The organism is Streptomyces sp. SAJ15, from assembly GCF_007595705.1.
Lineage (GTDB): Bacteria > Actinomycetota > Actinomycetes > Streptomycetales > Streptomycetaceae > Streptomyces.
In genome coordinates, this window is record NZ_NISY01000010.1 from 110,719 (window position 1) to 133,063 (window position 22,345).

Annotated in this window: 20 protein-coding genes; 13 read left to right on the forward strand and 7 right to left on the reverse strand. The window is 73.3% G+C overall.

The window, feature by feature from the left end:
- Positions 1–128 precede the first annotated feature (128 nt).
- The 5 genes from CD790_RS23835 to CD790_RS23855 are packed head-to-tail and all read left to right on the forward strand — an operon-like array spanning position 129 to position 7,415.
- The gene (locus CD790_RS23835) at positions 129–1,640 is read left to right on the forward strand and encodes an aldehyde dehydrogenase family protein (protein ID WP_144385369.1); all 1,512 of its coding nucleotides are present in this window, start codon (positions 129–131) and stop codon (positions 1,638–1,640) included.
- A gap of 52 nt (positions 1,641–1,692) precedes the next feature.
- Entirely contained in the window at positions 1,693–3,303 is a 1,611-nt protein-coding gene (locus tag CD790_RS23840; protein ID WP_144385370.1) for a GMC family oxidoreductase, read from the forward strand.
- Positions 3,303–4,379 carry a glycine betaine/L-proline ABC transporter ATP-binding protein gene (locus CD790_RS23845; protein WP_144385371.1) on the forward strand — a complete coding sequence of 359 codons (1,077 nt, stop codon included), beginning with the start codon at positions 3,303–3,305 and terminating at the stop codon, positions 4,377–4,379. The genes CD790_RS23840 and CD790_RS23845 overlap by 1 nt, the downstream gene beginning before the upstream one ends.
- The gene (locus CD790_RS23850; RefSeq protein WP_144385372.1) at positions 4,376–6,445 is read left to right on the forward strand and encodes a proline/glycine betaine ABC transporter permease; all 2,070 of its coding nucleotides are present in this window, start codon (positions 4,376–4,378) and stop codon (positions 6,443–6,445) included. The genes CD790_RS23845 and CD790_RS23850 overlap by 4 nt, the downstream gene beginning before the upstream one ends.
- A 1-nt stretch (position 6,446) precedes the next feature.
- Positions 6,447–7,415, forward strand: coding sequence for an ABC transporter substrate-binding protein (locus CD790_RS23855; RefSeq protein ID WP_144385373.1), 969 nt, complete (start codon positions 6,447–6,449; stop codon positions 7,413–7,415).
- 53 nt (positions 7,416–7,468) lie between these two features.
- On the opposite strand, the gene CD790_RS23860 is transcribed toward CD790_RS23855, so the two are convergent.
- The 3 genes from CD790_RS23860 to CD790_RS23870 form a co-directional block, all read right to left on the reverse strand.
- The gene (locus tag CD790_RS23860; RefSeq protein WP_144385374.1) at positions 7,469–8,059 is read right to left on the reverse strand and encodes a Uma2 family endonuclease; all 591 of its coding nucleotides are present in this window, start codon (positions 8,057–8,059) and stop codon (positions 7,469–7,471) included.
- 177 nt (positions 8,060–8,236) lie between these two features.
- Positions 8,237–8,458 (reverse strand): hypothetical protein, encoded by a 222-nt coding sequence (locus CD790_RS23865; protein ID WP_186319200.1) that lies wholly within the window; start codon positions 8,456–8,458, stop codon positions 8,237–8,239.
- 84 nt (positions 8,459–8,542) lie between these two features.
- A complete protein-coding gene (locus CD790_RS23870) occupies positions 8,543–9,031 on the reverse strand; it encodes a carboxymuconolactone decarboxylase family protein (RefSeq protein ID WP_144385376.1) in 489 nt (162 codons plus the stop codon).
- Positions 9,032–9,077: 46 nt separating this feature from the next.
- Between CD790_RS23870 and CD790_RS23875 the strand changes: the two genes are divergently transcribed.
- On the forward strand, positions 9,078–10,514 hold the full coding sequence (locus tag CD790_RS23875) for a PLP-dependent aminotransferase family protein (RefSeq protein WP_144385377.1): 1,437 nt from the start codon (positions 9,078–9,080) through the stop codon (positions 10,512–10,514).
- A 75-nt stretch (positions 10,515–10,589) separates the two neighbouring features.
- Here the strand turns inward: CD790_RS23875 and CD790_RS23880 are convergent, their stop codons facing one another.
- On the reverse strand, positions 10,590–11,057 hold the full coding sequence (locus CD790_RS23880) for a hypothetical protein (protein ID WP_144385378.1): 468 nt from the start codon (positions 11,055–11,057) through the stop codon (positions 10,590–10,592).
- A gap of 175 nt (positions 11,058–11,232) precedes the next feature.
- Between CD790_RS23880 and CD790_RS23885 the strand changes: the two genes are divergently transcribed.
- Positions 11,233–11,964, forward strand: a complete 732-nt coding sequence (locus CD790_RS23885) for a TetR/AcrR family transcriptional regulator (protein ID WP_260867821.1) — start codon at positions 11,233–11,235, stop codon at positions 11,962–11,964.
- A gap of 73 nt (positions 11,965–12,037) precedes the next feature.
- Here the strand turns inward: CD790_RS23885 and rocD are convergent, their stop codons facing one another.
- A complete protein-coding gene (rocD, locus tag CD790_RS23890; RefSeq protein WP_186319201.1) occupies positions 12,038–13,240 on the reverse strand; it encodes an ornithine--oxo-acid transaminase in 1,203 nt (400 codons plus the stop codon).
- Between the two features lie 406 nt (positions 13,241–13,646).
- On the opposite strand from rocD, the gene glyA reads away from it, so the two are divergent.
- The 3 genes from glyA to CD790_RS23905 all read left to right on the forward strand — a co-directional run bounded on the left by glyA (position 13,647) and on the right by CD790_RS23905 (position 17,009).
- Complete coding sequence (gene glyA / locus CD790_RS23895) at positions 13,647–14,924, forward strand: serine hydroxymethyltransferase (protein ID WP_144385380.1); 1,278 nt, start codon at positions 13,647–13,649, stop codon at positions 14,922–14,924.
- A gap of 275 nt (positions 14,925–15,199) precedes the next feature.
- The gene (trpS, locus tag CD790_RS23900) at positions 15,200–16,210 is read left to right on the forward strand and encodes a tryptophan--tRNA ligase (protein WP_260867838.1); all 1,011 of its coding nucleotides are present in this window, start codon (positions 15,200–15,202) and stop codon (positions 16,208–16,210) included.
- A gap of 199 nt (positions 16,211–16,409) precedes the next feature.
- Positions 16,410–17,009: a 2'-5' RNA ligase family protein gene (locus CD790_RS23905; RefSeq protein ID WP_144385382.1), complete on the forward strand. Its 600-nt coding sequence runs from the start codon at positions 16,410–16,412 to the stop codon at positions 17,007–17,009.
- Positions 17,010–17,088: 79 nt separating this feature from the next.
- Here CD790_RS23905 and CD790_RS23910 read toward each other — a convergent pair whose 3' ends face one another.
- Together CD790_RS23910 and CD790_RS23915 are read right to left on the reverse strand one after the other, a co-directional pair.
- A complete protein-coding gene (locus tag CD790_RS23910) occupies positions 17,089–17,847 on the reverse strand; it encodes a decaprenylphospho-beta-D-erythro-pentofuranosid-2-ulose 2-reductase (protein WP_144385383.1) in 759 nt (252 codons plus the stop codon).
- 36 nt (positions 17,848–17,883) lie between these two features.
- Positions 17,884–19,242: an FAD-binding oxidoreductase gene (locus CD790_RS23915; RefSeq protein ID WP_144385384.1), complete on the reverse strand. Its 1,359-nt coding sequence runs from the start codon at positions 19,240–19,242 to the stop codon at positions 17,884–17,886.
- 857 nt (positions 19,243–20,099) lie between these two features.
- Between CD790_RS23915 and CD790_RS23925 the strand changes: the two genes are divergently transcribed.
- The 3 genes from CD790_RS23925 to CD790_RS23935 all read left to right on the forward strand — a co-directional run bounded on the left by CD790_RS23925 (position 20,100) and on the right by CD790_RS23935 (position 22,328).
- Positions 20,100–20,762, forward strand: a complete 663-nt coding sequence (locus tag CD790_RS23925) for a phosphatase PAP2 family protein (RefSeq protein WP_260867822.1) — start codon at positions 20,100–20,102, stop codon at positions 20,760–20,762.
- A complete protein-coding gene (locus CD790_RS23930) occupies positions 20,755–21,738 on the forward strand; it encodes a decaprenyl-phosphate phosphoribosyltransferase (protein WP_144385387.1) in 984 nt (327 codons plus the stop codon). Before CD790_RS23925 ends, CD790_RS23930 begins: the two co-directional genes overlap by 8 nt.
- Positions 21,739–21,866: 128 nt before the next feature.
- Entirely contained in the window at positions 21,867–22,328 is a 462-nt protein-coding gene (locus CD790_RS23935) for a GtrA family protein (RefSeq protein WP_260867823.1), read from the forward strand.
- Positions 22,329–22,345: the final 17 nt, after the last annotated feature.

Genomic DNA, 22,345 nt, shown 5'->3' on the forward strand with positions numbered 1-22,345 from the left:
GGTCACTATTCAGTGACGCCGGCCACTTTCGCCGAGCAATCAGGCATACATATGAACGTTTCGGTTAGGGGTCCCAGCTGCTGGCGTGGCCAGTGGGAAAACCTGGAAGACCGGAAGGCAGAAGAAACGTGTCGGCAGTCGAGACCATTCATGTGGACGGGGTGTGGCGGGGTGCCTCGTCCGGCGCTCAGCGGGAGGTCCTCGACCCCGCCGACGCCACCGTGCTGGCCGTCGTCGCCGAGGGCGGCGCCGAGGACACCGACGCGGCGGTGGCCGCCGCCCGGCGCGCCTTCGACGCCGGGCCCTGGCCGCGTACGCCCGTCGCCGAGCGCGCCGAGCTGCTGCGCCGCGTCGCCGGGCTGCTCCAGCGCGACCGGGAGGCGATCGCGCTCACCGAGAGCCGCGACACCGGCAAGACCCTCGAAGAGGGCCGCATCGACGTCGACGACGTCACCAACGCCTTCCGTTACTTCGCCGACCTCGTGGTCAACGAGGCGGGCGGACGCGTGGTGGACGCCGGCAGCCCCGATGTGCACAGCGTGGTCGTGTACGAGCCGGTGGGCGTCTGCGGCCTGATCACCCCCTGGAACTACCCCCTGCTCCAGGCGAGTTGGAAGATCGCTCCGGCGCTCGCGGCCGGCAACACCTTCGTCATCAAGCCCAGCGAGATCACCCCGCTCTCCACCGTCCATCTGCTGCGCCTGCTGGTGGAGGCCGGACTCCCGGCCGGCGTGGCCAACCTGGTCACCGGCGCCGGCGACCCGGTCGGCGCCCGGCTCGCCGACCACCCCGACGTGGACCTGGTCTCCTTCACCGGCGGCCTGGCCAGCGGCACCAAGGTGATGGCGGCCGCCGCCCCGAGTGTGAAGAAGGTGGCGCTGGAGCTGGGCGGCAAGAACCCCAACGTCGTCTTCGCCGACGCATGCGCCACCGCCGAGGGCTTCGACACCGCCGTGGACCAGGCGCTCAACGCCGCCTTCATCCACAGCGGCCAGGTCTGCTCGGCCGGCTCCCGGCTCATCGTCGAGGAGTCCGTGCGCGAGCGCTTCGTCGCCGAACTCGCCCGCCGCGCCGAGCGGATCACCCTCGGCCGCGGCACCGAGAGCGGCGTGGAGTGCGGCCCGCTGGTCTCCGCCCAGCAGCTGGCCAAGACCGCGGCGTATGTGGAGTCCGCGCTCGCCGAAGGCGCCCTGCTGCGCTGCGGCGGCGCCCGGCCCGAGCCCTCCGAGGCCGACCCCGAGCGGCCCGCCTCCGGGTACTTCTACCTGCCGACCGTGCTCGACGGCTGCCACCGCGGGATGCGGGTGGTGCGCGAGGAGACCTTCGGCCCGATCCTCACCGTGGAGACCTTCCGCACCGAGGACGAGGCCGTGGCGCTCGCCAACGACACCGAGTACGGGCTGGCCGGGGCCGTGTGGTCCGCGGACACCGCCCGCGCCCGACGGGTCGCCGGCCGGCTGCGGCACGGCACGGTCTGGATCAACGACTACCACCCCTACCTGCCGCAGGCGGAGTGGGGCGGCTTCGGCAAGTCCGGCGTCGGCCGCGAGCTGGGCCCCTCCGGCCTGGCCGAGTACCGCGAGGCCAAGCACGTCTACGAGAACCTCCGGCCGCGGCCGGTCCGCTGGTTCGCCGGCTGAGCGACCACCGCCCACCGACGCCGACCAGCCTGCGCAACAGAGGAGTACCCGAATGCCCCCCCAGCCCTCCCACGTCTACGACTACGTCGTCGTCGGCGGCGGCACCGCCGGCTCGGTGATCGCCTCCCGGCTCACCGAGGACCCGTCCGTCCGCGTCGCCGTCATCGAAGGCGGCCCCTCCGACGTCGACCGCCCCGAGGTGCTCACCCTGCGCCGCTGGCTCGGACTGCTCGGCGGCGAACTCGACTACGACTACCCGACGGTGGAACAGCCACGCGGCAACTCCCACATCAGACACAGCCGCGCCCGCGTCCTCGGCGGCTGCTCCTCGCACAACACCCTGATCTCCTTCAAGCCGCTCCCCGGCGACTGGGACGAGTGGGCCGAGGCCGGCGCCGAGGGCTGGGACGCGGCCTCCATGGACCCGTACTTCCACCGGCTGCGCAACAACATCGTCCCCGTGGACGAGAAGGACCGGAACGCCATCGCCCGCGACTTCGTCGAGGCGGCCCGGGTCGCCGCCGACGTGCCGCGCGTCGAGGGCTTCAACCAGCGGCCCTTCCACGAGGGCGTCGGCTTCTTCGACCTCGCGTACCACCCGGAGGACAACAAGCGCTCCTCCGCCTCCGTCGCCTACCTCCACCCCCACCTGGAGGCCGGCGACCGCCCCAACCTGACGCTGCTGCTGGAGACCTGGGCGCACCAGCTGGAGTTCGACGCCACGCTCCGCGCCACCGGTGTGCGGGTGCGCACCAAGGACGGCGAGGAGCTGCTGATCGAGGCCGAGCGCGAGGTGCTGGTCTGCGCCGGCGCCGTCGACACCCCGCGGCTGCTGCTGCACTCCGGCATCGGCCCCAGGGCCGACCTGGAGGCGCTGGGCATCCCCGTCCTGCACGACCTGCCGGGCGTCGGCGAGAACCTGCTGGACCACCCCGAGTCGGTGATCGTCTGGGAGACGAACGGGCCGATCCCGGAGAACTCCGCGATGGACTCCGACGCCGGGCTCTTCGTCCGTCGCGACCCCGAATCCCGCGGTCCGGACCTGATGTTCCACTTCTACCAGATCCCCTTCACCGACAACCCGGAGCGGCTCGGCTACCAGAAGCCCGAGCACGGTGTGTCGATGACCCCCAACATCCCCAAGCCGCGTAGCCGCGGCCGGCTCTACCTCACCAGCGCCGACCCGGCCGTCAAGCCCGCCCTCGACTTCCGCTACTTCACCGACGAGGACGACTACGACGCGAAGACGCTGGTCGACGGCATCCGCCTGGCCCGTGAGATCGCCCGCACCGAGCCGCTGGCCGGCTGGCTCAGGCGCGAGGTCTGCCCCGGCCCCGAGCTCACCACCGACGAGGAGCTCAGCGACTACGCGCGCAAGGTCGCGCACACGGTCTACCACCCGGCCGGCACCTGCAAGATGGGCGCGCCGACCGACGAACAGGCCGTCGTCGACCCGCAGTTGCGGGTGCGGGGGCTCTCCGGCATCCGGATCGCCGACGCGTCGGTCTTCCCGACCATGACCGCCGTCAACCCGATGATCGGTGTGCTGATGGTGGGGGAGAAGTGCGCGGAACTCATCGCGCGGGGGGAAGCGGCAGCGCCCGGGGCACCGGGGGCGATCGCACAGGGGGACAGCAAACAGACCCCGGGAGGTCATGCGTGATGAACGCCGTCGAGCCCGTCTTCTCCGTACGCAACCTGTGGAAGGTCTTCGGCCCCAAGGCCGACCGGATCCCCGGCAGTCCGGAGGCCGCGCTGTCCGCCGCCGAACTGCGCGAGCGCACCGGCTGCACCGCCGCCGTCCGGGACGTCTCCTTCGACGTCCGCAAGGGTGAGGTCTTCGTCGTCATGGGCCTCTCCGGCTCCGGCAAGTCCACCCTCGTCCGCTGCCTGACCCGCCTCATCGAGCCGACCTCCGGCCACCTCGCGATCGACGGCGAGGACGTACTGGCCATGGACCGGGCGCGCCTGCGCGAGCTGCGCCGACACCGCGCCGCCATGGTCTTCCAGCACTTCGGCCTGCTGCCGCACCGCACCGTGCTCGACAACGTCGCCTACGGGCTGGAGATCCAGGGCGTCGGCAAGGCCGAACGCCGCGAGCGGGCCGCGCGGATGGTGGAGAAGGTCGGCCTCGCCGGCCTGGAGCGGCGCCGCCCCGGCCAGCTCTCCGGCGGCCAGCAGCAGCGCGTCGGCCTGGCCCGCGCGCTCGCCGTCGACCCCGAGGTCCTCCTCTTCGACGAGCCGTTCAGCGCCCTGGACCCGCTGATCCGACGGGACATGCAGGAAGAGGTGGTCCGGCTCCACCGCGAGGAGGGCCGCACCATGGTCTTCATCACCCACGACCTCAGCGAGGCGCTGCGGCTCGGCGACCGGATCGCCCTGATGCGCGACGGCAGGGTCGTCCAGCTCGGCACCCCCGAGGAGATCGTCGGCTCCCCGGCCGACGACTACGTACGGGACTTCGTCCGCGACGTCCCCCGCGAGCAGGTGCTGACCGTGCGCGGCGCGCTGCGCCCGGCGATCGGCGACGAGGGCACCTCCGGCCCGGTCCTCACCCCCGACACCACCGTGTCGCGGGCGATCGAGGCGGTCGCCCGCAGCGGCTCCGCGGCCCGCGTGGTCGAGGACGGCCGCTGCCTCGGCGTGGTCGACCACCGGCGCCTGCTGGCGGTGGTCGCCGGGCTGAAGCCGGACGGCACGCCCGAGGCCGCGGCCGCCGAGGGAGTGGCGGCGGCATGAGCGCAGTGACCACCACCTCCGCGCCCGGCACCGGTAAGGCCAAGAGCAAGGCCGGCGCCGCGGGCGCCGCGGCCGCCACCGGTTCCGCCGGGCGGAAGACGGCCGACTCCGCGACCTCCTACGCCCACAGACGCGGCCTGCCGGCCGCCCTGGCCCGGCACCGCACCCTGGCCAAGCTGCTGACGCTGGCCGCCCTGGCCGCCCTGCTGGTGCCGCTGGCGCACGCCCGCTGGGCCAGCGGCAGCTGGCCGGAGGCGCTGACCGTTGACCTGGCCCAGCCGCTCGGCGACGCCAACACCTGGATCATCGACAACCGGGACAGCCACCCGGTCTTCCTCTACTTCTTCGGGCACATCAGCAACGGGATCATCATCTCGGTGCGCGCCGTCTACGTGACGCTCCTCGCCCTCGGCTGGGCCGGGGTCACCGCCGCCGCCACCCTGCTGTCCTGGCGCGTGGCCGGGGCGCGGGTGGCGGCCACCGCCGGGGTGTCGTTCGCCGTCTGCGGGCTGCTCGGCATGTGGGTGCCGACGATGCAGACGCTCGCCCTGATGGCGGTCGCGGTCACCGTGTCCGTGGTCATCGGCGCCCTGCTGGGCCTGGCCGCCGGGCTGTCCGACCGCACCGACCGCGCGCTGCGCCCCGTGCTCGACACCATGCAGGTGCTGCCGGCCTTCGCCTATCTGCTCCCGGTGGTGCTGGTCTTCGGCATCGGCGTGCCCGGCGCCGTGCTGGCCACCGTCATCTACGCGGCCCCGCCGATGGCCCGGCTCACCGCGCTGGGCCTGCGCGGCGCCGACGCCGGGGTGCTGGAGGCCGTCTCCTCGCTCGGCGCCACCGGCCGGCAGCGGCTGCTGTCCGCGCGGCTGCCGCTGGCCCGCCGCGAGCTGCTGCTGGGCCTCAACCAGACCATCATGATGGCGCTGTCGATGGCCGTCATCGCCTCGATGATCGGCGGCGGCGGCCTCGGCGACCGCGTCTACCAGGCGCTGTCCACCGTCGACGTCGGCAAGGCGCTGGCCGCCGGCATCCCGATCGTGCTGCTCGCCGTCGTCCTGGACCGCACCACCGCGGCCGCCGGCGAGCGCGCCGGCGCCGAGCGCGGCGGCCCGGCCTGGGCCCGCGGCTGGCGGGCCTGGACGGGAGTCGCGGCGCTCACGGCGGCCGCGGCGCTCGCGGCCCGTGCGCTTGGCTCCCTCACCTGGCCGGAGAGCTGGACCCTGGCCATCGCCGAACCCGTCAACGACGCCAAGGAGTGGATGGTGGACCACCTCTACTCCGGCGTGCCGGTCATCGGCGGCACCGCCGACTGGGCGGCCGCGTACGTGCGGTGGGTGCTGGACCCGCTGCGCGACGGCCTCCAGTGGCTGCCCTGGTGGGCGGTGCTGCTCGCGGTCGCCACCCTGGCCTGGCTGATCGGCACCTGGGGCACCGCCCTGACCGCCACCCTCGCCATGGCCGCGATCGGCGTGCTCGGCGTGTGGGAGCCGTCCATGGACACGCTCTCGCAGGTCCTGGCCGCGCTGGCGGTCACGCTGGTGCTGGGCTTCGCGATCGGCGTCGCCGCCGCGCGCAGCCCCCGGCTGGAGCGGTTGCTGCGCCCGGTGCTGGACGTGTGCCAGACCATGCCGCAGTTCGTCTACCTGATCCCGGTGGTCGCGCTCTTCGGCGTCGGCCGGGCCCCGGCCGCGGCCGCCGCCATCGTCTACGCGCTGCCCGCCGTCATCCGCATCACCACCCAGGGCCTGCGCCAGGTCGACCCGGCCGCCCTGGAGTCCGCCCGGTCCCTGGGCGCCACCCGCAACCAGCAGCTGTGGCAGGTCCAGCTGCCGCTGGCCCGCCCGGCCCTGCTGCTCGCCGTCAACCAGGCGGTCGTCCTGGTCCTCGCCGTCGTCATCATCGGCGGCCTGGTCGGCTCCGGGGCGCTCGGCTACGACGTCGTCTTCGGCCTCGCCCAGGGCGACCTGGCCACCGGCCTGGTCGCCGGCACCGCCATCGTCTGCCTCGGACTGATGCTGGACCGGGTGACGCAGCCGACCGCCCGCCGCGACCGGAAGGGAGCCTGACATGACCACTCGTACGAAGCTGGCCTCGGCGGCCGCGGCTGTCCTGGCGGTCACCCTCACCGGCTGCGGCGCGGCCGACATGACCCAGCAGACCTCGCCGTACGCCAACGTCGACGGGGCGAAGACGGTCACCCTGTCCGTCCAGTCCTGGGTCGGCGCGCAGGCCAACGTGGCCGTCGCCCAGTACCTGCTGGAGCACGAGCTGGACTACCGCGTCGACACCGTCCAGGTCGACGAGGTCCCCGCCTGGGACGCCCTCAGCCAGGGCCGGGTCGACGCCCTCCTGGAGGACTGGGGCCACCCCGAGCAGGAACAGCGCTACGTCGAGGACAAGAAGACCATCGCCCGCGGCGGCGACCTCGGCGTCACCGGCCACATCGGCTGGTACGTCCCCAAGTACTTCGCCGACGCCCACCCCGACGTCACCGACTGGAAGAACCTCAACAAGTACGCCGACGAGTTCCGCACCCCGGAGAGCGGCGGCAAGGGCCAGCTCCTCGATGGCTCCCCCTCCTACATCACCAACGACAAGGCCCTGGTGAACAACCTCGACCTGGACCTCCAGGTCGTCTTCGCCGGCTCCGAGGCCGCCCAGATCACCCAGATCAAGCAGTTCGCCAAGGAGAAGAAGCCCTTCCTCACCTACTGGTACGAACCCCAGTGGCTCTTCAACGAGGTCCCCATGGTCGAGGTGAAGCTGCCGAAGTACACCGACGCCTGCGCCGAGAAGGGCGCCGCCGACCCGAAGACCGTCGACTGCGCCTACCCCACCACCCCGCTGCAGAAGTACCTCAACGCCGACTTCGCGAAGGAGGGCGGCAAGGCGGCGGAGTTCCTGAAGAGGTTCCGCTGGACCAAGGAGATGCAGAACGAGGTGTCGGAGCTCATCGCTTCCAAGGGCCTCACTCCCGAGGAGGCGGCCGAGCGCTGGGTGAAGGACCACCGGGAGGTGTGGCGGGCGTGGCTCTGACATGAGCCGACGAGCGCCCCACCCGCGCTGAGAGCGAGGCCCCGGCGCAAGGGCTACTTCGGAAAGAGAGAGGTGTCGAGTTCGAAGCCGAAAGGTTCGGGCAGCGGCACCCGTTCCCCGAACGGAACGGTCTTCTCGTCCCGGAACCGGCCCTTGCCGTCGGGGTTCGCGTACACGGTCGTGCTCCCGCCGCCGTCATGCGGATCCACGAGCAGGTAGACGGGGACCTGCGAGTGGGCGTAGCCCCAGAGCTTGGAGGTGCGGTCGCGACGTGCCGTGGACGGTGAGGTGATCTCGCACGCGAGGAGTACGTCGTCGGCGGGAAGCTGCCACTCCTTGCGGTTGTCGGTCAGCGCGGCCGCCTCGCAGACGAGGAGATCGGGGATGAACCGCTCACCGGTCGCCGGGAGGACGACGGTTTCCGTGTTGGTGATCATCCACTCGTCCGGGGTCGCCTTGATGAGCATGCGCATCAGCCGGCCGAAGATCCAGTTGTGCTGACTCGTGGGCGTGGGTGAAATGACGATCTCCCCCCCGATGAGCTCCGCGCGCTGCCCCTCAGGCAGGTCAAGGTGCTCATAGGTGTGCATGAGCTCTTCCAGCGTCTGGTCGGGCAGCGGCGCCGTCATCACGAGACCTCCCATGTCCGAGCCCTTCCTCCGTGACTCCGAGCCGACGAGCCGTACCGCCGCCGTCGGAGCCTGTGACCATCATGGGCCCATGGCGCGGCCCACGACACGACGATCGCCCTCGCCTGTCACAACGACGGCGAGGGCGATCGGTTACGCCATGTGTTCGATGAGCGACATGGGGCAGGTCGTTCATGGTGCGGTGGTGCAGCCGCGATCCTTTGCCGCAGCGGTGGCGAACGCTTTTTCGTCCGCGACGGTGCCGGCCGTCCCGGTGTCCGGCTGGATGTCCTCCGTGAGCGCCTTGACCGCTGCCGCCTTCCCCGGGTTGTTCGTCTTGAGTACGCCCAGACCCTGTGGTCCCCCGTCGGACATGTGACCCGCCTTCCCCCGTGTCCCGGCCTTGATGATCAAGCCGGCGGCCACGCTAACTCGCCCGACTGGCACCGCAGATGAGACGAGGGCGGTCTTAACGGATCCTCTACGTCACGGCGTCGCTCACGCGTGGGTGCCCGGCTGGTAGGCGCCCGGCACCGAGCGGCAGGTGACGGCGATCCGGTTCCAGGAGTTGATGGCGATGATGAGGGAGATCAGCTGGGACAGCTCCTTCTCGTCGAAGTGCTCGGCCGCCCGCTGGAAGACCTCGTCCGGCACGAAGCCGTCGGTCAGCACCGTGACGGCCTCGGTCAGGGCGAGCGCCGCCTGCTCCTTCTCCGTGTAGTAACCCGGCGCCTCCTCCCACGCGTTGAGGAGGTAGATACGCGCCTCGCTCTCGCCGTTGTGCCGCGCGTCCTTGGTGTGCATGTCCAGGCAGAAGGCACAGTGGTTGATCTGCGAGGCTCGGATCTTCACCAGCTCGATCAGAACCGGGTCCAGGCCCTTGCGGGCGGCCATCTCCAGGCCGAGCATGGCCTTGTAGACCTCGGGGGCGTGCTGCGCGAGGTTGAGTCGGGGCTGGTGCGCGTGGGTGTTCTCCTGAGTGGTCATGCCTCCACGCTAAGCCGGGATCAACCCATGAGTATGGTCCAATTCCATGGAGGATTCCCGGGCCACTTTCGGCAGTGATCTGCACCTCGACCTGCCCGGCGCGCCGGGCTCCGGCGACCGCGGCCGAGGAGGGGCGGGGGTGCGCGCCGCGCTCACCTCGGCCCTGCGGGAGGCCGTCCGCGGCGGACGACTGTCCCCCGGCATCCGGCTGCCGTCCTCCCGTTCGCTCGCGGCCGACCTCGGCATCGCCCGCAACACCGTCGCCGACGCCTACGGGGACCTGGTCGCCGAGGGTTGGCTCACCGCCCGTCAGGGCTCCGGCACCCGCGTCGCGCAGCGCGTCATTCCGCCCGCGCCCGCCCCGCCGCGCTCTCCCGCGGTCCGGCTGAGCCCGCGCCCCGTCTACAACCTCCGGCCCGGCAGCCCGGACGTCTCCGCCTTCCCCCGCGCGGCCTGGCTCGCCGCCTCCCGCCGCGCCCTGACCCACGCCCCCAGCGACGCCTTCGGCCACGTCGACCAGCGCGGCCGCGCGGAGCTGCGCCAGGTGCTGGCCGGATACCTGGCGCGCGCCCGCGGGGTGCGGGCGGACCCCGAGCGCATCGTCGTCTTCTCGGGCTTCGTCCAGGGGCTCACCCTGCTCGGCCGGGTGCTCGCCGCGCGCGGGTCGAAGGAGGTGGCGGTCGAGTCGTACGGGCTGTACTTCCACCGCGACGTCTTCCCCCGCGTGGGGCTGCGCACCCGCCCGCTGACCGTGGACGAGCACGGCGCGCGCACCGGTGAGCTGACGACGGCACCCGAGCTGCGCCACGCACGGGCGGTGCTGCTCACCCCGGCGCACCAGTTCCCGACCGGAGTCTCGCTCCACCCCGACCGGCGGGCGGCGGTGGTCGACTGGGCGCGGTCGGTCGACGGGCTGGTCCTGGAGGACGACTACGACGGCGAGTTCCGCTACGACAGACAGTCGGTGGGCGCTCTTCAGGGTCTGGATCCGGAGCGGGTCGTCTACCTCGGCACCGCCAGCAAGAGCCTCGCCCCGGCGCTCCGGCTGGCCTGGATGGTGCTGCCCGACCGACTCGTGGACGAGGTGCTGGCGCTGAAGGCGACCGGCGAGTGGCCGCAGGGCGCGCTGGACCAGCTCACGCTCGCGGAGTTCATCGACTCGGGCGCGTACGACCGGCATGTGCGCGGCATGCGACTGCGCTACCGGCGCCGGCGCGACCAGCTCGTCGCCGCGCTCGCCGAACGCGCCCCGCACATCCGGGTCAGCGGCATCGCCGCCGGACTCCACGCCGTCCTCGAACTGCCCCCGGGCACCGAACGGTCCGTCATCCAGGGCGCCGCCTGGCACGGTCTGGCGCTGGAGGGCCTGGCGACCTTCCGCTACGGGGACGAGGGTGGCCGCGACGCCCTGGTCTTCGCCTATGGCACCCCGCCCGACCACGCCTTCGCGGGCGCGCTGGACGCGCTGTGCCGCGTGCTCTAGCGGCTCGCCCCACCGCGGCCCCGGCGCCGGCCGCGGCGGGCTCGCCCCGAGCCTTCCGGTCGGCCGCGGTCGCGCCTAGCCGGGGACGATCTCCCCGTCCCGGAGGTGGTAGCGGTGTGTCGGCGAACACCCGATCGACGGCGTGATCAGCAGGCTGACCGCGATGGGCTGCGGCGGGGCGCTCGCCGTGGAGAACTGGCACACCGCCTGCGACCCGGTCAGCGGGAACCAGAACCAGCCGTCGGCCGCGCCGACCGTCTCCTGGTCCCGGAGCCTCCAGCGGCCGTCGGCCTGGGTGTAGGTGGCCAGTCTCACCGTCGCCGCGTACGGGTCGGAGGCGGAGCGGACGGCGGTGAGGGTGACCTGGAGGTCCGTCCCGAGCGTGCTGGAGGCGATCTGCCGGGTCTGGGCCCGGGAGGGGGTGTCGCCGCGGTCCTGCGGGCCGACGGCGGTGGCCTGCGGCCCGACAGCCGCCATCGAGGCCAGGGCCAGGGCGCCGGCGGTCAGCGCGGTGTGCCGGATCCGGCGGGTGCTGGTCTTCATGCTGATCTCCTCAGGGGGAGCGCGTGGGGGACCCTGCTGTCGAAGAGACGCCCGAGTGTCTCCGACGGTTGTATGGAGATGGTCTGATATCACCCGTTTGGCGGAGTGACGATTTGCTCCACACTGTGCAGTTTTTCCACCGTGCGCGGGAGCTCAACGCTGTAGAGTGACGGTCGTGGCAGAGCGGACACCGGGGCCGGAGCGGCGCAAGGCCCCCAGCAGGCGGGAGCGACTCCGCGCGGAGACCTCGCGAGAGATCAAGACCATCGCGCTCAAGCTCATGGCCGAGGGCGGCCCGGACGCCATCACCCTGCGCGCCATCGCCCGCGAGATGGGCATGACGGCCGGCGCGATCTACGGCTACTACCCCACCCGCGACGACCTCGTCTCGACCCTCATCGCCGACGTCTACACCTCGCTGGTCCAGGCGGTCGAGTCCGCGCGCGACGCGCTGCCGCCGGACGACGCCGCGGGCCGACTGCTGGCCTGGGCGACGGCCTTCCGCGCCTGGTCGCTCGCCAACCCCGAGGGCTTCCGACTCATCTACGGCGACCCCGTCCCCGGCTACCAGCGGCCCGAGGGCGGCGCCGCCGCCGAGGCCGCGCACCGGGCCTGCCTCGGCCTCACCGGACTGGTCGCCGGCGCCTGGCCGCACGCCCGGTCCCGGCACGCCGACACCGACTTCGGCTGGGACGACTTCGACCCCGCCCTGGTCACCGTGGTCCGCGCCGCCCACCCCGAACTGCCCCCCGCCGCCGTCGCCCTGGCCCTCCGCGTGTGGGGCCGCATGCACGGCCTGGTCGCCCTGGAGGTCTACGGCCACCTCCGCCCCCAGACCCCCCGCACCGCCACCCTCTACGAGGCCGAACTCCGCGACCTCACCCACTCCCTGGGTCTGGCGACCTGACCCGCTCCCCGGCTCCGAGGGGGTGATCGAAGGGGCGGTGCGGCCCCTTCGATCCGTGCGAACGCGACCGTCGTCAGTCCCCGGCCGACAGAACCCCGCGCAACTGGGCCAGCCCCCAGTCCAGATCCTCCTTGCTGATCACCAGCGGTGGGGCGATGCGGATCGTGGAGCCGTGGGTGTCCTTCACCAGCACGCCGCGGTCCATGAGCTTCTCGGAGATCTCGCGACCGGTGCCGTGCGCCGGGTCGATGTCGATGCCGGCCCACAGACCGCGGCCGCGCACCTCGCGCACCGGGCCGCCGCCGGCCAACAGGCCGAGCTCGCTGTGAAGGTGGTCGCCCAGCTCGGTGGCCCGCTGCTGGAACTCACCGGTGCGCAGCATCGCGATGACCTCCAGGGCGACCGCGCAGGCGAGCGGGTTGCCGCCGAAGGTGGATCCGTGTTCGCCGGGGCGGTAGACGCCCAGCACCTCCGCGGAGGAGACCACCGCGGAGACCGGGACCACGCCGCCGCCCAGCGCCTTGCCCAGGACGTAGACGTCGGGCACCACACCCTCGTGCTCGCAGGCGAAGGTGGCCCCGGTGCGGCCGAGTCCGGACTGGATCTCGTCGGCGATGAAGAGCGTGCCGCGGGCCCGGGTCAGCTCCCGTACGCCGGCGAGGTAGCCCGGCGGCGGCACCAGCACGCCCGCCTCGCCCTGGATCGGCTCCAGCAGCACGGCCACCGTGTGCTCGTCGACGGCCGCGTCCAGCGCCGCCAGATCGCCGTACGGGACGATCTCGAAGCCGGGGGTGTACGGCCCGTAGTCCGCGCGGGCCTCGGGGTCGGTGGAGAAGCTGACGATGGTGGTGGTGCGGCCGTGGAAGTTGTTCTCGGCCACGACGATCTTCGCCTTGCCGTCCGGCACGCCCTTGACGCGGTAGCCCCACTTGCGCGCGGTCTTGACCGCCGTCTCGATGGCCTCCGCGCCGGTGTTCATGGGCAGCACCATCTCCATGCCGCACAGGTCGGCCAGTTCGGTGCAGAACTCCGCGAAGCGGTCGTGGTGGAACGCGCGCGAGGTGAGGGTGACCCGGTCCAGCTGGGCCTTGGCGGCGTCGAGCAGCCGGCGGTTGCGATGGCCGAAGTTCAGCGCCGAGTAGCCGGCGAGCATGTCGAGGTAGCGGCGGCCCTCGACGTCGGTCATCCACGCGCCCTCCGCGGACGCGACGACGACGGGCAGCGGGTGGTAGTTGTGCGCGCTGTGGGCCTCGGCGGCTGCGATCGCGCGTTCCATGGACGTCAACGTGTGCTCCGTTCGGTGTCGGGGCCGGTTGATGTCTCATTTCTATCGTCGCTCGGTTGAAATGCGAAGGGAACTTTCGGGGATGGCCGATCACCGCTTGTTGACCTTCGGGGGTAGCGGGGCGGCCGTCCACCGCCGACCGTGGCGCGATCCGTCCGCCGTAGACTGAAGCCGCGCGCCGTGACTGGCGAACGTGGAACCGACCACGAGGAAGCGGCGCGCGGCCTGACCCGTCACGAGGTGCCCGGCCCGCCCCCAGACTCCGTCCGGGGGTACCCCCGGACGCCCGAGGATCACGACCGCCACGAGGTGCCGCCCGCCTGGGCACCCCGGGAACACGACCGGAAACGCACACGCGAGCGCACGCCGCACCGATCGATCGACCCGGAGGACCGTCATGAGCCTGCCGCTGTCCCATCCCGCCCTGTCCGCCACGGATCCCGAACTCGCCGCCCTGGTGGGCGCGGAGGAGCAGTTGCAGGCGCGGACCCTGCGGCTGATCCCGAGCGAGAACTACGTCTCGACCGCGGTGCTGGAAGCCGCCGGGACCGTGCTCCAGAACAAGTACAGCGAGGGGTATTCCGGCCGCCGTTACTACGAGGGCCAGCAGGTCATCGACCAGGTCGAGACGCTCGCCGTGGAGCGCGCCAAGGCGCTCTTCGGCACCGGCCACGCCAATGTGCAGCCCTATTCCGGCTCGCCCGCCAACCTCGCCTGTTACCTGGCCTTCGCCCAGCCCGGCGAGACCGTGATGGGGATGTCGCTGCCGATGGGCGGCCATCTCACCCACGGCTGGGGGGTGTCCGCCACCGGCAAGTGGTTCCACGGCGTGCAGTACGGGGTGCGCAAGGACACCGGCGTCATCGACTTCGACGAGGTGCGGGAGCTGGCGCTCAAGGAGCGGCCCAAGCTGATCTTCTGCGGCGGCACCGCGGTCCCCCGCACCATCGACTTCGCCGCCTTCGGCGAGATCGCCCGCGAGGTGGACGCCGTCCTCGTCGCCGACATCGCGCACATCGCCGGCCTGATCGCGGGCGGCGCGCACCCCTCCCCGATGCCGCACGCCGATGTGATCTCCACGACCACCCACAAGACGCTGCGCGGGCCGCGCGGCGCGATGCTGCTGGCGCGCGAGCCCGAGCGGCTCGGAAAGGCCCTGGACAAGGCGGTCTTCCCCGGCCTCCAGGGCGGTCCGCACAACCAGACCACCGCCGCCATCGCCGTGGCCCTGCACGAGGCGGCGCAGCCCGCCTTCCGGGAGTACGCGCGGGCCGTGGTCCGCAACGCCGGGGCACTGGCCGAGGAACTGCTGGCGCGCGGCTACGACCTGGTCTCCGGCGGCACCGACAACCACCTCATCCTGATCGACCTGACCTCCAAGGACGTCGCGGGCAAGGTCGCGGCCAAGGCGCTGGACCGGGCCGGGATCGTGGTGAACTACAACACCGTGCCGTTCGACCCGCGCAAGCCCTTCGACCCCTCGGGCATCCGCATCGGCACCCCCTCGCTGACCTCCCGCGGTCTCACCGTGGAGCACATGCGCACGGTCGCCGAGTGGATCGACCGCGGGGTGACGGCCGCGAAGTCGGGCGACGAGGCGGCGCTGGCCGCGATCCGCGCCGAGGTCGCCGAGCTGATGGCCGCCTACCCGGCCCCGGGGCTCCCCACCGACTGAGCCCCCGGAGGCCGCCGTCCGGAGCCCGTCCGCGGCCCGTCGGCAGTCCGGCGAGGGCGCGGATCGGCAGCCGAACAGGGCGCCGATCGGGAGCCGATCACGAGCCGGTCGGGAGTCGATCCGACTCCTGACCGGCTCCGGCCAGCCGCCCGGCCGGTACCGGCCGTTCCGCGCGGGGTCGGTCCGAGCCGGCCGCGGCACCTGCGAGAATGGGTGCCATGGCCCTCGAACGCCCGCCCGTCGCCCACCACCGCCCTCAGGCGAACGGCTCCGCCATGCTGAGCCGCCCCCGTGCGCTCTCCGGCATCCAGCCCACCGCAGGCTCTTTCCACCTCGGGAACTACCTCGGTGCCGTCCGGCAGTACGTCGCGCTCCAGGAGTCCCACGACGCGTTCTACATGGTCGTGGACCTGCACGCGATCACCGTGCCGCAGGACCCGAAGGAGCTGCGCGCCAACACCCGCGTGGCCGCGGCCCAGCTGTTGGCCGCCGGTCTCGACCCGGAGCGCTGCACCCTGTTCATCCAGAGCCACGTGCCCGAGCACGCGCAGCTCGGCTGGCTGATGAACTGCCTGGCGGGCTTCGGCGAGGCGTCGCGCATGACGCAGTTCAAGGACAAGTCCGCGAAGCAGGGCGCCGACCGCACCACGGTCGGGCTGTTCACCTACCCGATCCTCCAGGTCGCCGACATCCTGCTCTACCAGGCCGACCACGTGCCGGTGGGCGAGGACCAGCGGCAGCACATCGAGCTGACCCGGGACCTGGCCGAGCGCTTCAACACCCGCTTCGGCGACACCTTCACGATCCCGAACCCGTACATCGTGAAGGAGACGGGCAAGATCTACGACCTCCAGGACCCGGCGATCAAGATGAGCAAGTCGGCGTCCACGCCGAAGGGCATCATCAACCTCCTGGACGAGCCGAAGGTCTCCGCCAAGAAGGTCAAGAGCGCGGTCACCGACACCGAGACGGAGATCCGTTTCGACGAGGAGGCCAAGCCCGGGGTCAGCAACCTGCTGACGATCTACGCGACCCTCACCGACACCACCATCGCCGACCTCGAGCGCAAGTACGAGGGCAAGGGGTACGGCGCGCTCAAGACCGACCTGGCCGACGTCCTGGTCGAGTGGGTGACGCCGTTCCGGGCCCGCACCCAGGAATATCTGGACGACCCCGAGACGCTGGACGGAGTCCTGGCCAAGGGCGCGGAGAAGGCGCGCGCCGTGGCCGGCGAGACGCTGGCGCTGGCGTACGACAGGATGGGATTCCTGCCGGCGAAGCACTGACCGCGCCCGCCAGCCGGGAAGGCCGGCAAAGCTACCGAAGCTACCGCACGGAGGTGTCCCGCGTCAGGGGTCCTTGGACCCTGGTGCGCGGGACCGACGGAAGTAGCCGCGAGGGCGGCACAGCCGCCACACTGGCACACGACTGGCATGCTGGACATGGCAGTGGCCGGGGCCCGGCAGGGCCAGGAGGGAGAACGCAGTGGGGACCGTAACGCTCGGCGTTTCGATCGCGGTCCCGGAGCCGTACGGCAGCTTCCTCCAGGAGCGGCGTGCCGGCTTCGGGGACCCGGCAGCCCTCGGCATTCCCACCCACGTCACCCTGCTGCCGCCGACCGAGGTCGACTCCGCCGCGCTGCCGGCGATCCAGGCCCACCTGGCCGAGGTGGCGGCCGCGAGCCTGGCCTTCCCGATGCGCCTGGAGGGCACCGACACCTTCCGTCCGCTCTCCCCGGTGGTCTTCGTCAAGATCGTCGAGGGCGCGGACGGGTGCGCGGCGCTCCAGGAGCGGGTCCGCGCGCTGCACGGGCCGTGCGCCCGTGAGCTCCAGTTCCCGTACCACCCGCATGTGACCGTGGCGCACGGCATCGACGAGGAGTCGATGGACCGGGCGCAGGCGGAGCTGAAGGACTTCGAGGCGTCCTGGTCCATCGACGGCTTCGCGCTGTACGAGCAGGGCGCGGACGGCGTGTGGCGCCTGGAGCGCGAGTTTCCGTTCGGGGCGGGGGCCGAGGGGCCGGCGACGCCGCCGGGAGTCCCCCGCCAGGTGAACCTGTCGCGTCCCCCCGCCCCGTCCCTCTAGCGGGCGGGGCGGGGGCCCGTCCGGGCCCCTGAGAGCCCATCGGGGTCGGCGCTCGCCCTTACGGGCTCCGTGGCCGGGCTCAGCCCGGGATGCGGCGGAAGACCGAGCGCGGCACATGCCGCAGGGCGGTCATCAGCGGTCGCAGCGCGGCCGGCGCCCAGACCGTGTGCGCACGGCGGCGCAGCCCCAGCTCGATGGCGGCGGCGACCGCCTCCGGGGTGCTGGCCAGCGGCGCGGCGGCGCGGCCGGCGGTCATCTTGGTGCGCACGAAGCCGGGGCGCACCACCATGACGTGGACCCCGCTGTCGTGCAGCGCGTCGCCCAGCCCCTGGGCGAAGGCGTCCAGGCCGGCCTTGCTGGATCCGTAGATGAAGTTGGCCCGGCGGGCCCGCTCGGCGGCCACGGAGGACAGCACCACGAGCGAGCCGTGCCCCTGGCGGCGCAGCGCCTGGGCGCAGACCAGCGCGGAGGAGACCCCGCCGGTGTAGTTGGTCTGGGCGACGCGGACCGCGGCGAGCGGGTCGTGCTCGTCGTGCTGCTGGTCGCCGAGGACGCCGAAGGCCAGCAGCACCATGTCGATGTCGCCCTCGGTGAAGACCTTGCCCAGGGTGGCCTCGTGCGACTCGTGGTCGAGGGCGTCGAAGGGGATCGTGCGGGCGTCCGTGTCGCCGATCCGCCGCAGCGCCTCGGCCGCCTCGTCCAGCGCGGCCGAGGGGCGGCCCGCCAGCCACACCGTGCGGGTGCGGCGGGAGATCAGCCGGCGTGCGGTGGCCAGGGCGATCTCGGAGGTGCCGCCGAGGATCAGCAGCGACTGCGGGGCGCCGAAGGCGTCTTTCATGGCGGGCTCCAGTTCGGGGGTGTTCGCGTTCGGGGGTCACAGCGCCAGTCGGCGGGCCAGGTCCGAGGTGAGGACCCCGTCCGGGTCGAGGGAGCGGCGCAGCGCGCGGAAGTCCGCGAGCCTGGGGTACATCGCGGCGAGCAGCTCGGGCCGCAGCCGCGCGTCCTTGGCCAGGTAGACCCGGCCGCCGGCCGTCGCCACCTGCTCGTCGAGCTCGTCGAGGAAGCGGCCCAGGCCCGGCAGGGTCGCCGGGAGGTCCAGCGCCAGGGTCCAGCCGGCGGTCGGGAAGGAGAGCCAGCCCGGGTCGCCGGCGCCGAAGCGCTTGAGGACGGCCAGGAAGGAGGGGCAACGGCGGCAGGCGATGGCCGCGACGATGCGGCGCAGCGTCTCCTCCTGCCCGTAGCCGACGACGAACTGGTACTGGACGAAGCCCCCCGGCCCGTAGATCCGGTTCCAGTGGGGCAGGCCGTCCAGCGGGTGGAAGAAGGCCGGGATGGTCTGGAGCGCGCCGGTGTGCAGTGCGGGCGCCTTGCGGTACCAGACCTCGTTGAAGAGGCCGACCGTGGTGCGGGTGAGCAGCCCGCCCGGCAGATGCCGGGGCGCGGCCGGCAGCCGCACCGGCCGGAACGCCAGCGGCCGCCCGGGGCGGCGGACGCGCGGCGGCAGCGCGTCCAGCGGGGCGTGGTCGCCCCGGGTGAGCACGGCGCGTCCGGTGGCGGCGCCGCGCGCCAGCAGGTCGATCCAGGCCACGGAGTAGCGGTAGCGGTGGTCGGTGGCGGCGAGCCGGGCCATCAGGTCGTCCAGGTCGGTCGCCCGCTCGGTGTCCACCGTCATCAGCGAGGTCTCCACCGGTAGCAGTCCGATGGTGGCGCGGAGCACCACGCCGGTGAGCCCCATGCCGCCGGCCGTGGCGTGGAACAGCTCGTCCTCGGGGGTGAGGGTGCGGGTGGTGCCGTCGGCGGTGAGGAGCTCCATGGCCCGTACGTGCCGGGTGAAGGAGCCCGAGACATGGTGGTTCTTGCCGTGGATGTCGGCGGCGATCGCGCCGCCCACCGTCACCTGGCGGGTGCCGGGGGAGACCGGCACGAACCAGCCCAGCGGCAGCAGCACCTCCATCAGCCGGTGCAGGCTCGTCCCCGCGTCGCACACCACCTCGCCGCGCTCGGCGTCGATCGAGCGGATCCGGTCCAGCCCGGTCATGTCCAGCACGGTGCCGCCCGCGTTCTGCGCCGCGTCGCCGTACGAGCGGCCGAGCCCGCGCGCGATCCCGCCGCGCCGTCCGGCCGCCTCGCGCACCGACCGGGCGACCTCCTCGTACGAGCGGGGGCGCACAACGTGCGCGGCGGCGGTGGGGGCGGTGCGGCCCCAGCCGGTGACCGCGGTGACAGGTGGCATGCCGGTGACCGTAGCGCCCGAAAGATGCTGTGTGTGGTGAAACGCACCTGTCTCGGCGAAAAGGGTGATAAACGGAGTGTCGGATAAGAATCTCGCGATGTCCCGGAGTCCGGCGGGGAGAGTCGAGGAGGACGCGTCCGTGACTCCGCGACGGAGAGGTGAGCCGGGTGTCACCCATCGCACCGCACGAGCCCGAGCGCCCGCCCCCGCCGGTGCCGCCGGCCGACGACCCCGAACCGAACCGGCAGCACCGCCCGCCCGAGGACGTTCCCCCGCGCGGCGGCCGGGACGGGGGCGCTCTGCCTGGCGGCGGCCTGCCTGGCGGTGGTCTGCCGGCGGGTGGTCTGCCTGGCGGCGGCCCGCTGGGGGGTGGGCTGGCCTGGGGCGACCTGCCTGAGGGGGGCTCGGGCGGTCCGTTCGTGGACGCCTCGGGCGGATCCGCTCTGCCCGGTGCCGGCCTGCCTGGTAGCGGCCCGAGGGGCCTGGCTTGGAGCGGCCTGCCGGAGGGTGGCTCGGCGGGGACTGGCCGGCGCGGGGGTGGCCTGTACGGGGGTGATCCGGCGGGGGGTGGTCCGCCTGCGGACGGCTCGCGCGGGGGCGGCCTGCGCGGCGGTGATCGACAGGAGGGTGATTCGTCCGGGGACGGCTCGCCCGGCAGCGGTCTGCCTGGCGGCCGCCGGCCAGGGGGTGGCGGCGGGCTGCCCGAGGGTGGTGCGGCCGGGGATGGAGTGCCCGGTGGGGATCCGTCCGGGAGCGGTCCGACCGGGCGTGGCCTCGCCGCGCGGCGTGCCGCGCTCCGGTGGCATGCCGTGGGCGGGGGCGCGCTGGCCGATCGGCGTCGGTGGGTCGATCGTCGGTTGCTGCTGGCGCTGCGGGACCGGGGCGCGGACCCGCGGGTGGCCGCGGCCGCCCGCGCGCTGTCCTGGGCCGGCGAGCACGCGGCGCTGTGGCTGGTCACCGGGGTGACGGGCGCCGCCCGGGCACACGCGGCCGGCGACGCCCGGCTGCGCGCCCGCCGGCTGCGCGGCACGGCGCTGGTGGCCGCCGCCCACCTGACGAGCATGGCGGTCAAGCGGGTGGTGCGCCGTCCCCGCCCCGACCTGCCCGGCCGCCCGCCGCTCGTCCGCACCGCCGCCGCGTACTCCTTCCCCAGCTCCCACGCGGCCTCCGCGACCGCGGCGGCGATCGCCTTCGCCCCGCTCCCCGGCACGGTCTCCGGCCGGCCCTCCGGGGCGCGGTGGCTCCCGGCCGTCGCGGCCGCCATGTGCGCCTCCCGTGTGGTCGCGGGGGTGCACTACCCCACCGACGTCGCCGCGGGCGCCCTCCTGGGCGCCCTGACCGTGCGGCTGGGTCGGACCCCGCGACCCCGGGGGACCCGGGATGTCCGCCCCCGAACGCCCGCGGTGGCCCGCGCGGCGGACCGGAGTCGACGGTCGGCCGTCCGGGGGCGGGGGGCCTCCGGCGCGTCGCGCGGGGTGGTGCGGCGTATGACGGGTCGGGGGAGGGGGCGTCATGGCTGATCGGGGGCGTGGGCGGGGCACGTTGTTGGAGGAGCCGCCGGAGCCGCCCTCCTCGCTCGGGGTGGACGCGGGGGTCGGGCGGCCGGGGCGGCTGCTGGGCCTGCTCCGGACCGCCCGCCCCCGCCAGTGGGTCAAGAACGTGCTGGTCGTGGCCGCGCCGGCGGCGGCCGGAGAGCTGATCTCGGCGCATGTGGCGCTCCGGCTCGCGCTGGTGTTCGCGCTGTTCACGGCCGCCGCGTCCGCCGTCTACCTGATCAATGACGCGCTGGACGCCGAGGCCGACCGGGCGCACCCCGAGAAGTGCCGCCGCCCGGTCGCCGCCGGTCAGGTGCCGGTGTCGCTGGCGTACGCCGTGGGCGGGGCGCTGGCGCTGGCGGTGCCCGTCGTCGCCTCCGTGACCTGCAACGCGGCCACGGCGGGGCTGCTGCTCGCGTACGTCGTCATGCAGTTGGCCTACTGCGTCTCGCTCAAGCACGTCCTCGTCGTGGACCTGGTCGTCGTCACCACCGGCTTCCTGATGCGCGCCATGGTGGGAGGGGTGGCGCTCGGCATCCCGCTCTCCCGCTGGTTCCTGATCACCACCGGCTTCGGCGCGCTGTTCATGGTGGCCGCCAAGCGCTACAGCGAGGCGCTGCTGATGGCTCGGAAGGTGTCCCCGGGCGGCCCCGGCGCCTCGCGGGCGCTGCTGCGCGAGTACACCACCGGCTATCTGCGCTTCGTATGGCAGCTCGCGGCCGGGGTCGCCGTCCTCGCGTACTGCCTGTGGGCGCTGGAGGCCGGCGCCGGCGCGGAGGACCTGCTGCCCTGGCGCCAGTTGTCCATGATCCCGTTCATTCTCGCGGTGCTGCGCTACGCGGTCTTCGCGGATCGCGGCACCGCCGGGGCCCCGGAGGACGTGGTGCTGCGCGACCGCCCGCTGGCCGTGATCGCGTTGGTGTGGCTGGGGCTGTACGGCCTGGCGGTGACCGGGCTATGACAGTGCCGCCACCGCCACCGCCACCGCCACCGTCATCTCTGCCGCCACCGCCGTCGTCCCTGCCGCCACCGCCGTCGGCGGCCCCGTCGGCACTGTCGTCGGCGCCTCCGACGCGGCCGAGGTCGTCGTTGGCGCGGGCGCGCGCCCTGCTGCCGGAGCTGGCGGGGTTCGCGGCCGCCGGGGCGGCGGCCTACGTGGTCGACGTGGTGCTCTTCGTCTGGTTGCGTGGGCCGGGTGGGCTGGGCCCGCTCCCGGCCAAGGCGCTGTCCTTCGTGGCGGCGTGCTCGGTGGCGTACGCCGGGAACGCGGCGGGCACCTACCGCCGGCGCGCCCCGGCCGGCGCCCGCGCCACCCGTCGGGCGGCGCGGTTCGCGGTCTTCTGCGGCATCAACGCGGCGGGCGCCGCGGTGCAACTGCTGTGCCTGGTGGTGTCCCACTACGCGCTGGGGCTGACCTCCGCCCGTGCGGACGCCGTGTCAGGGGCGGGCGTGGGCATGGCGCTCGCCACCTGTCTGCGCTTCTGGGGGACCCGGACGTTGGTCTTCCGGGTGCGCCCGGGGTCGAGCGAGGTCGGTCGCCGGGACACATGAACGCCGAAGTGGCGGTA

Excerpts from the sequence above, each read along its gene's own strand:
- CD790_RS23840 (WP_144385370.1), top strand. The coding sequence starts at position 1,693 with ATGCCCCCCCAGCCCTCCCACGTCTACGACTACGTCGTCGTCGGCGGC.
- CD790_RS23845 (WP_144385371.1), top strand. The coding sequence starts at position 3,303 with ATGAACGCCGTCGAGCCCGTCTTCTCCGTACGCAACCTGTGGAAGGTC.
- CD790_RS23850 (WP_144385372.1), top strand. The coding sequence starts at position 4,376 with ATGAGCGCAGTGACCACCACCTCCGCGCCCGGCACCGGTAAGGCCAAG.
- CD790_RS23855 (WP_144385373.1), top strand. The coding sequence starts at position 6,447 with ATGACCACTCGTACGAAGCTGGCCTCGGCGGCCGCGGCTGTCCTGGCG.
- CD790_RS23860 (WP_144385374.1), bottom strand. The coding sequence starts at position 8,059 with ATGGGAGGTCTCGTGATGACGGCGCCGCTGCCCGACCAGACGCTGGAA.
- CD790_RS23870 (WP_144385376.1), bottom strand. The coding sequence starts at position 9,031 with ATGACCACTCAGGAGAACACCCACGCGCACCAGCCCCGACTCAACCTC.
- CD790_RS23875 (WP_144385377.1), top strand. The coding sequence starts at position 9,078 with ATGGAGGATTCCCGGGCCACTTTCGGCAGTGATCTGCACCTCGACCTG.
- CD790_RS23880 (WP_144385378.1), bottom strand. The coding sequence starts at position 11,057 with ATGAAGACCAGCACCCGCCGGATCCGGCACACCGCGCTGACCGCCGGC.
- rocD (WP_186319201.1), bottom strand. The coding sequence starts at position 13,240 with ATGGAACGCGCGATCGCAGCCGCCGAGGCCCACAGCGCGCACAACTAC.
- glyA (WP_144385380.1), top strand. The coding sequence starts at position 13,647 with ATGAGCCTGCCGCTGTCCCATCCCGCCCTGTCCGCCACGGATCCCGAA.
- trpS (WP_260867838.1), top strand. The coding sequence starts at position 15,200 with ATGCTGAGCCGCCCCCGTGCGCTCTCCGGCATCCAGCCCACCGCAGGC.
- CD790_RS23910 (WP_144385383.1), bottom strand. The coding sequence starts at position 17,847 with ATGAAAGACGCCTTCGGCGCCCCGCAGTCGCTGCTGATCCTCGGCGGC.
- CD790_RS23915 (WP_144385384.1), bottom strand. The coding sequence starts at position 19,242 with ATGCCACCTGTCACCGCGGTCACCGGCTGGGGCCGCACCGCCCCCACC.
- CD790_RS23930 (WP_144385387.1), top strand. The coding sequence starts at position 20,755 with ATGGCTGATCGGGGGCGTGGGCGGGGCACGTTGTTGGAGGAGCCGCCG.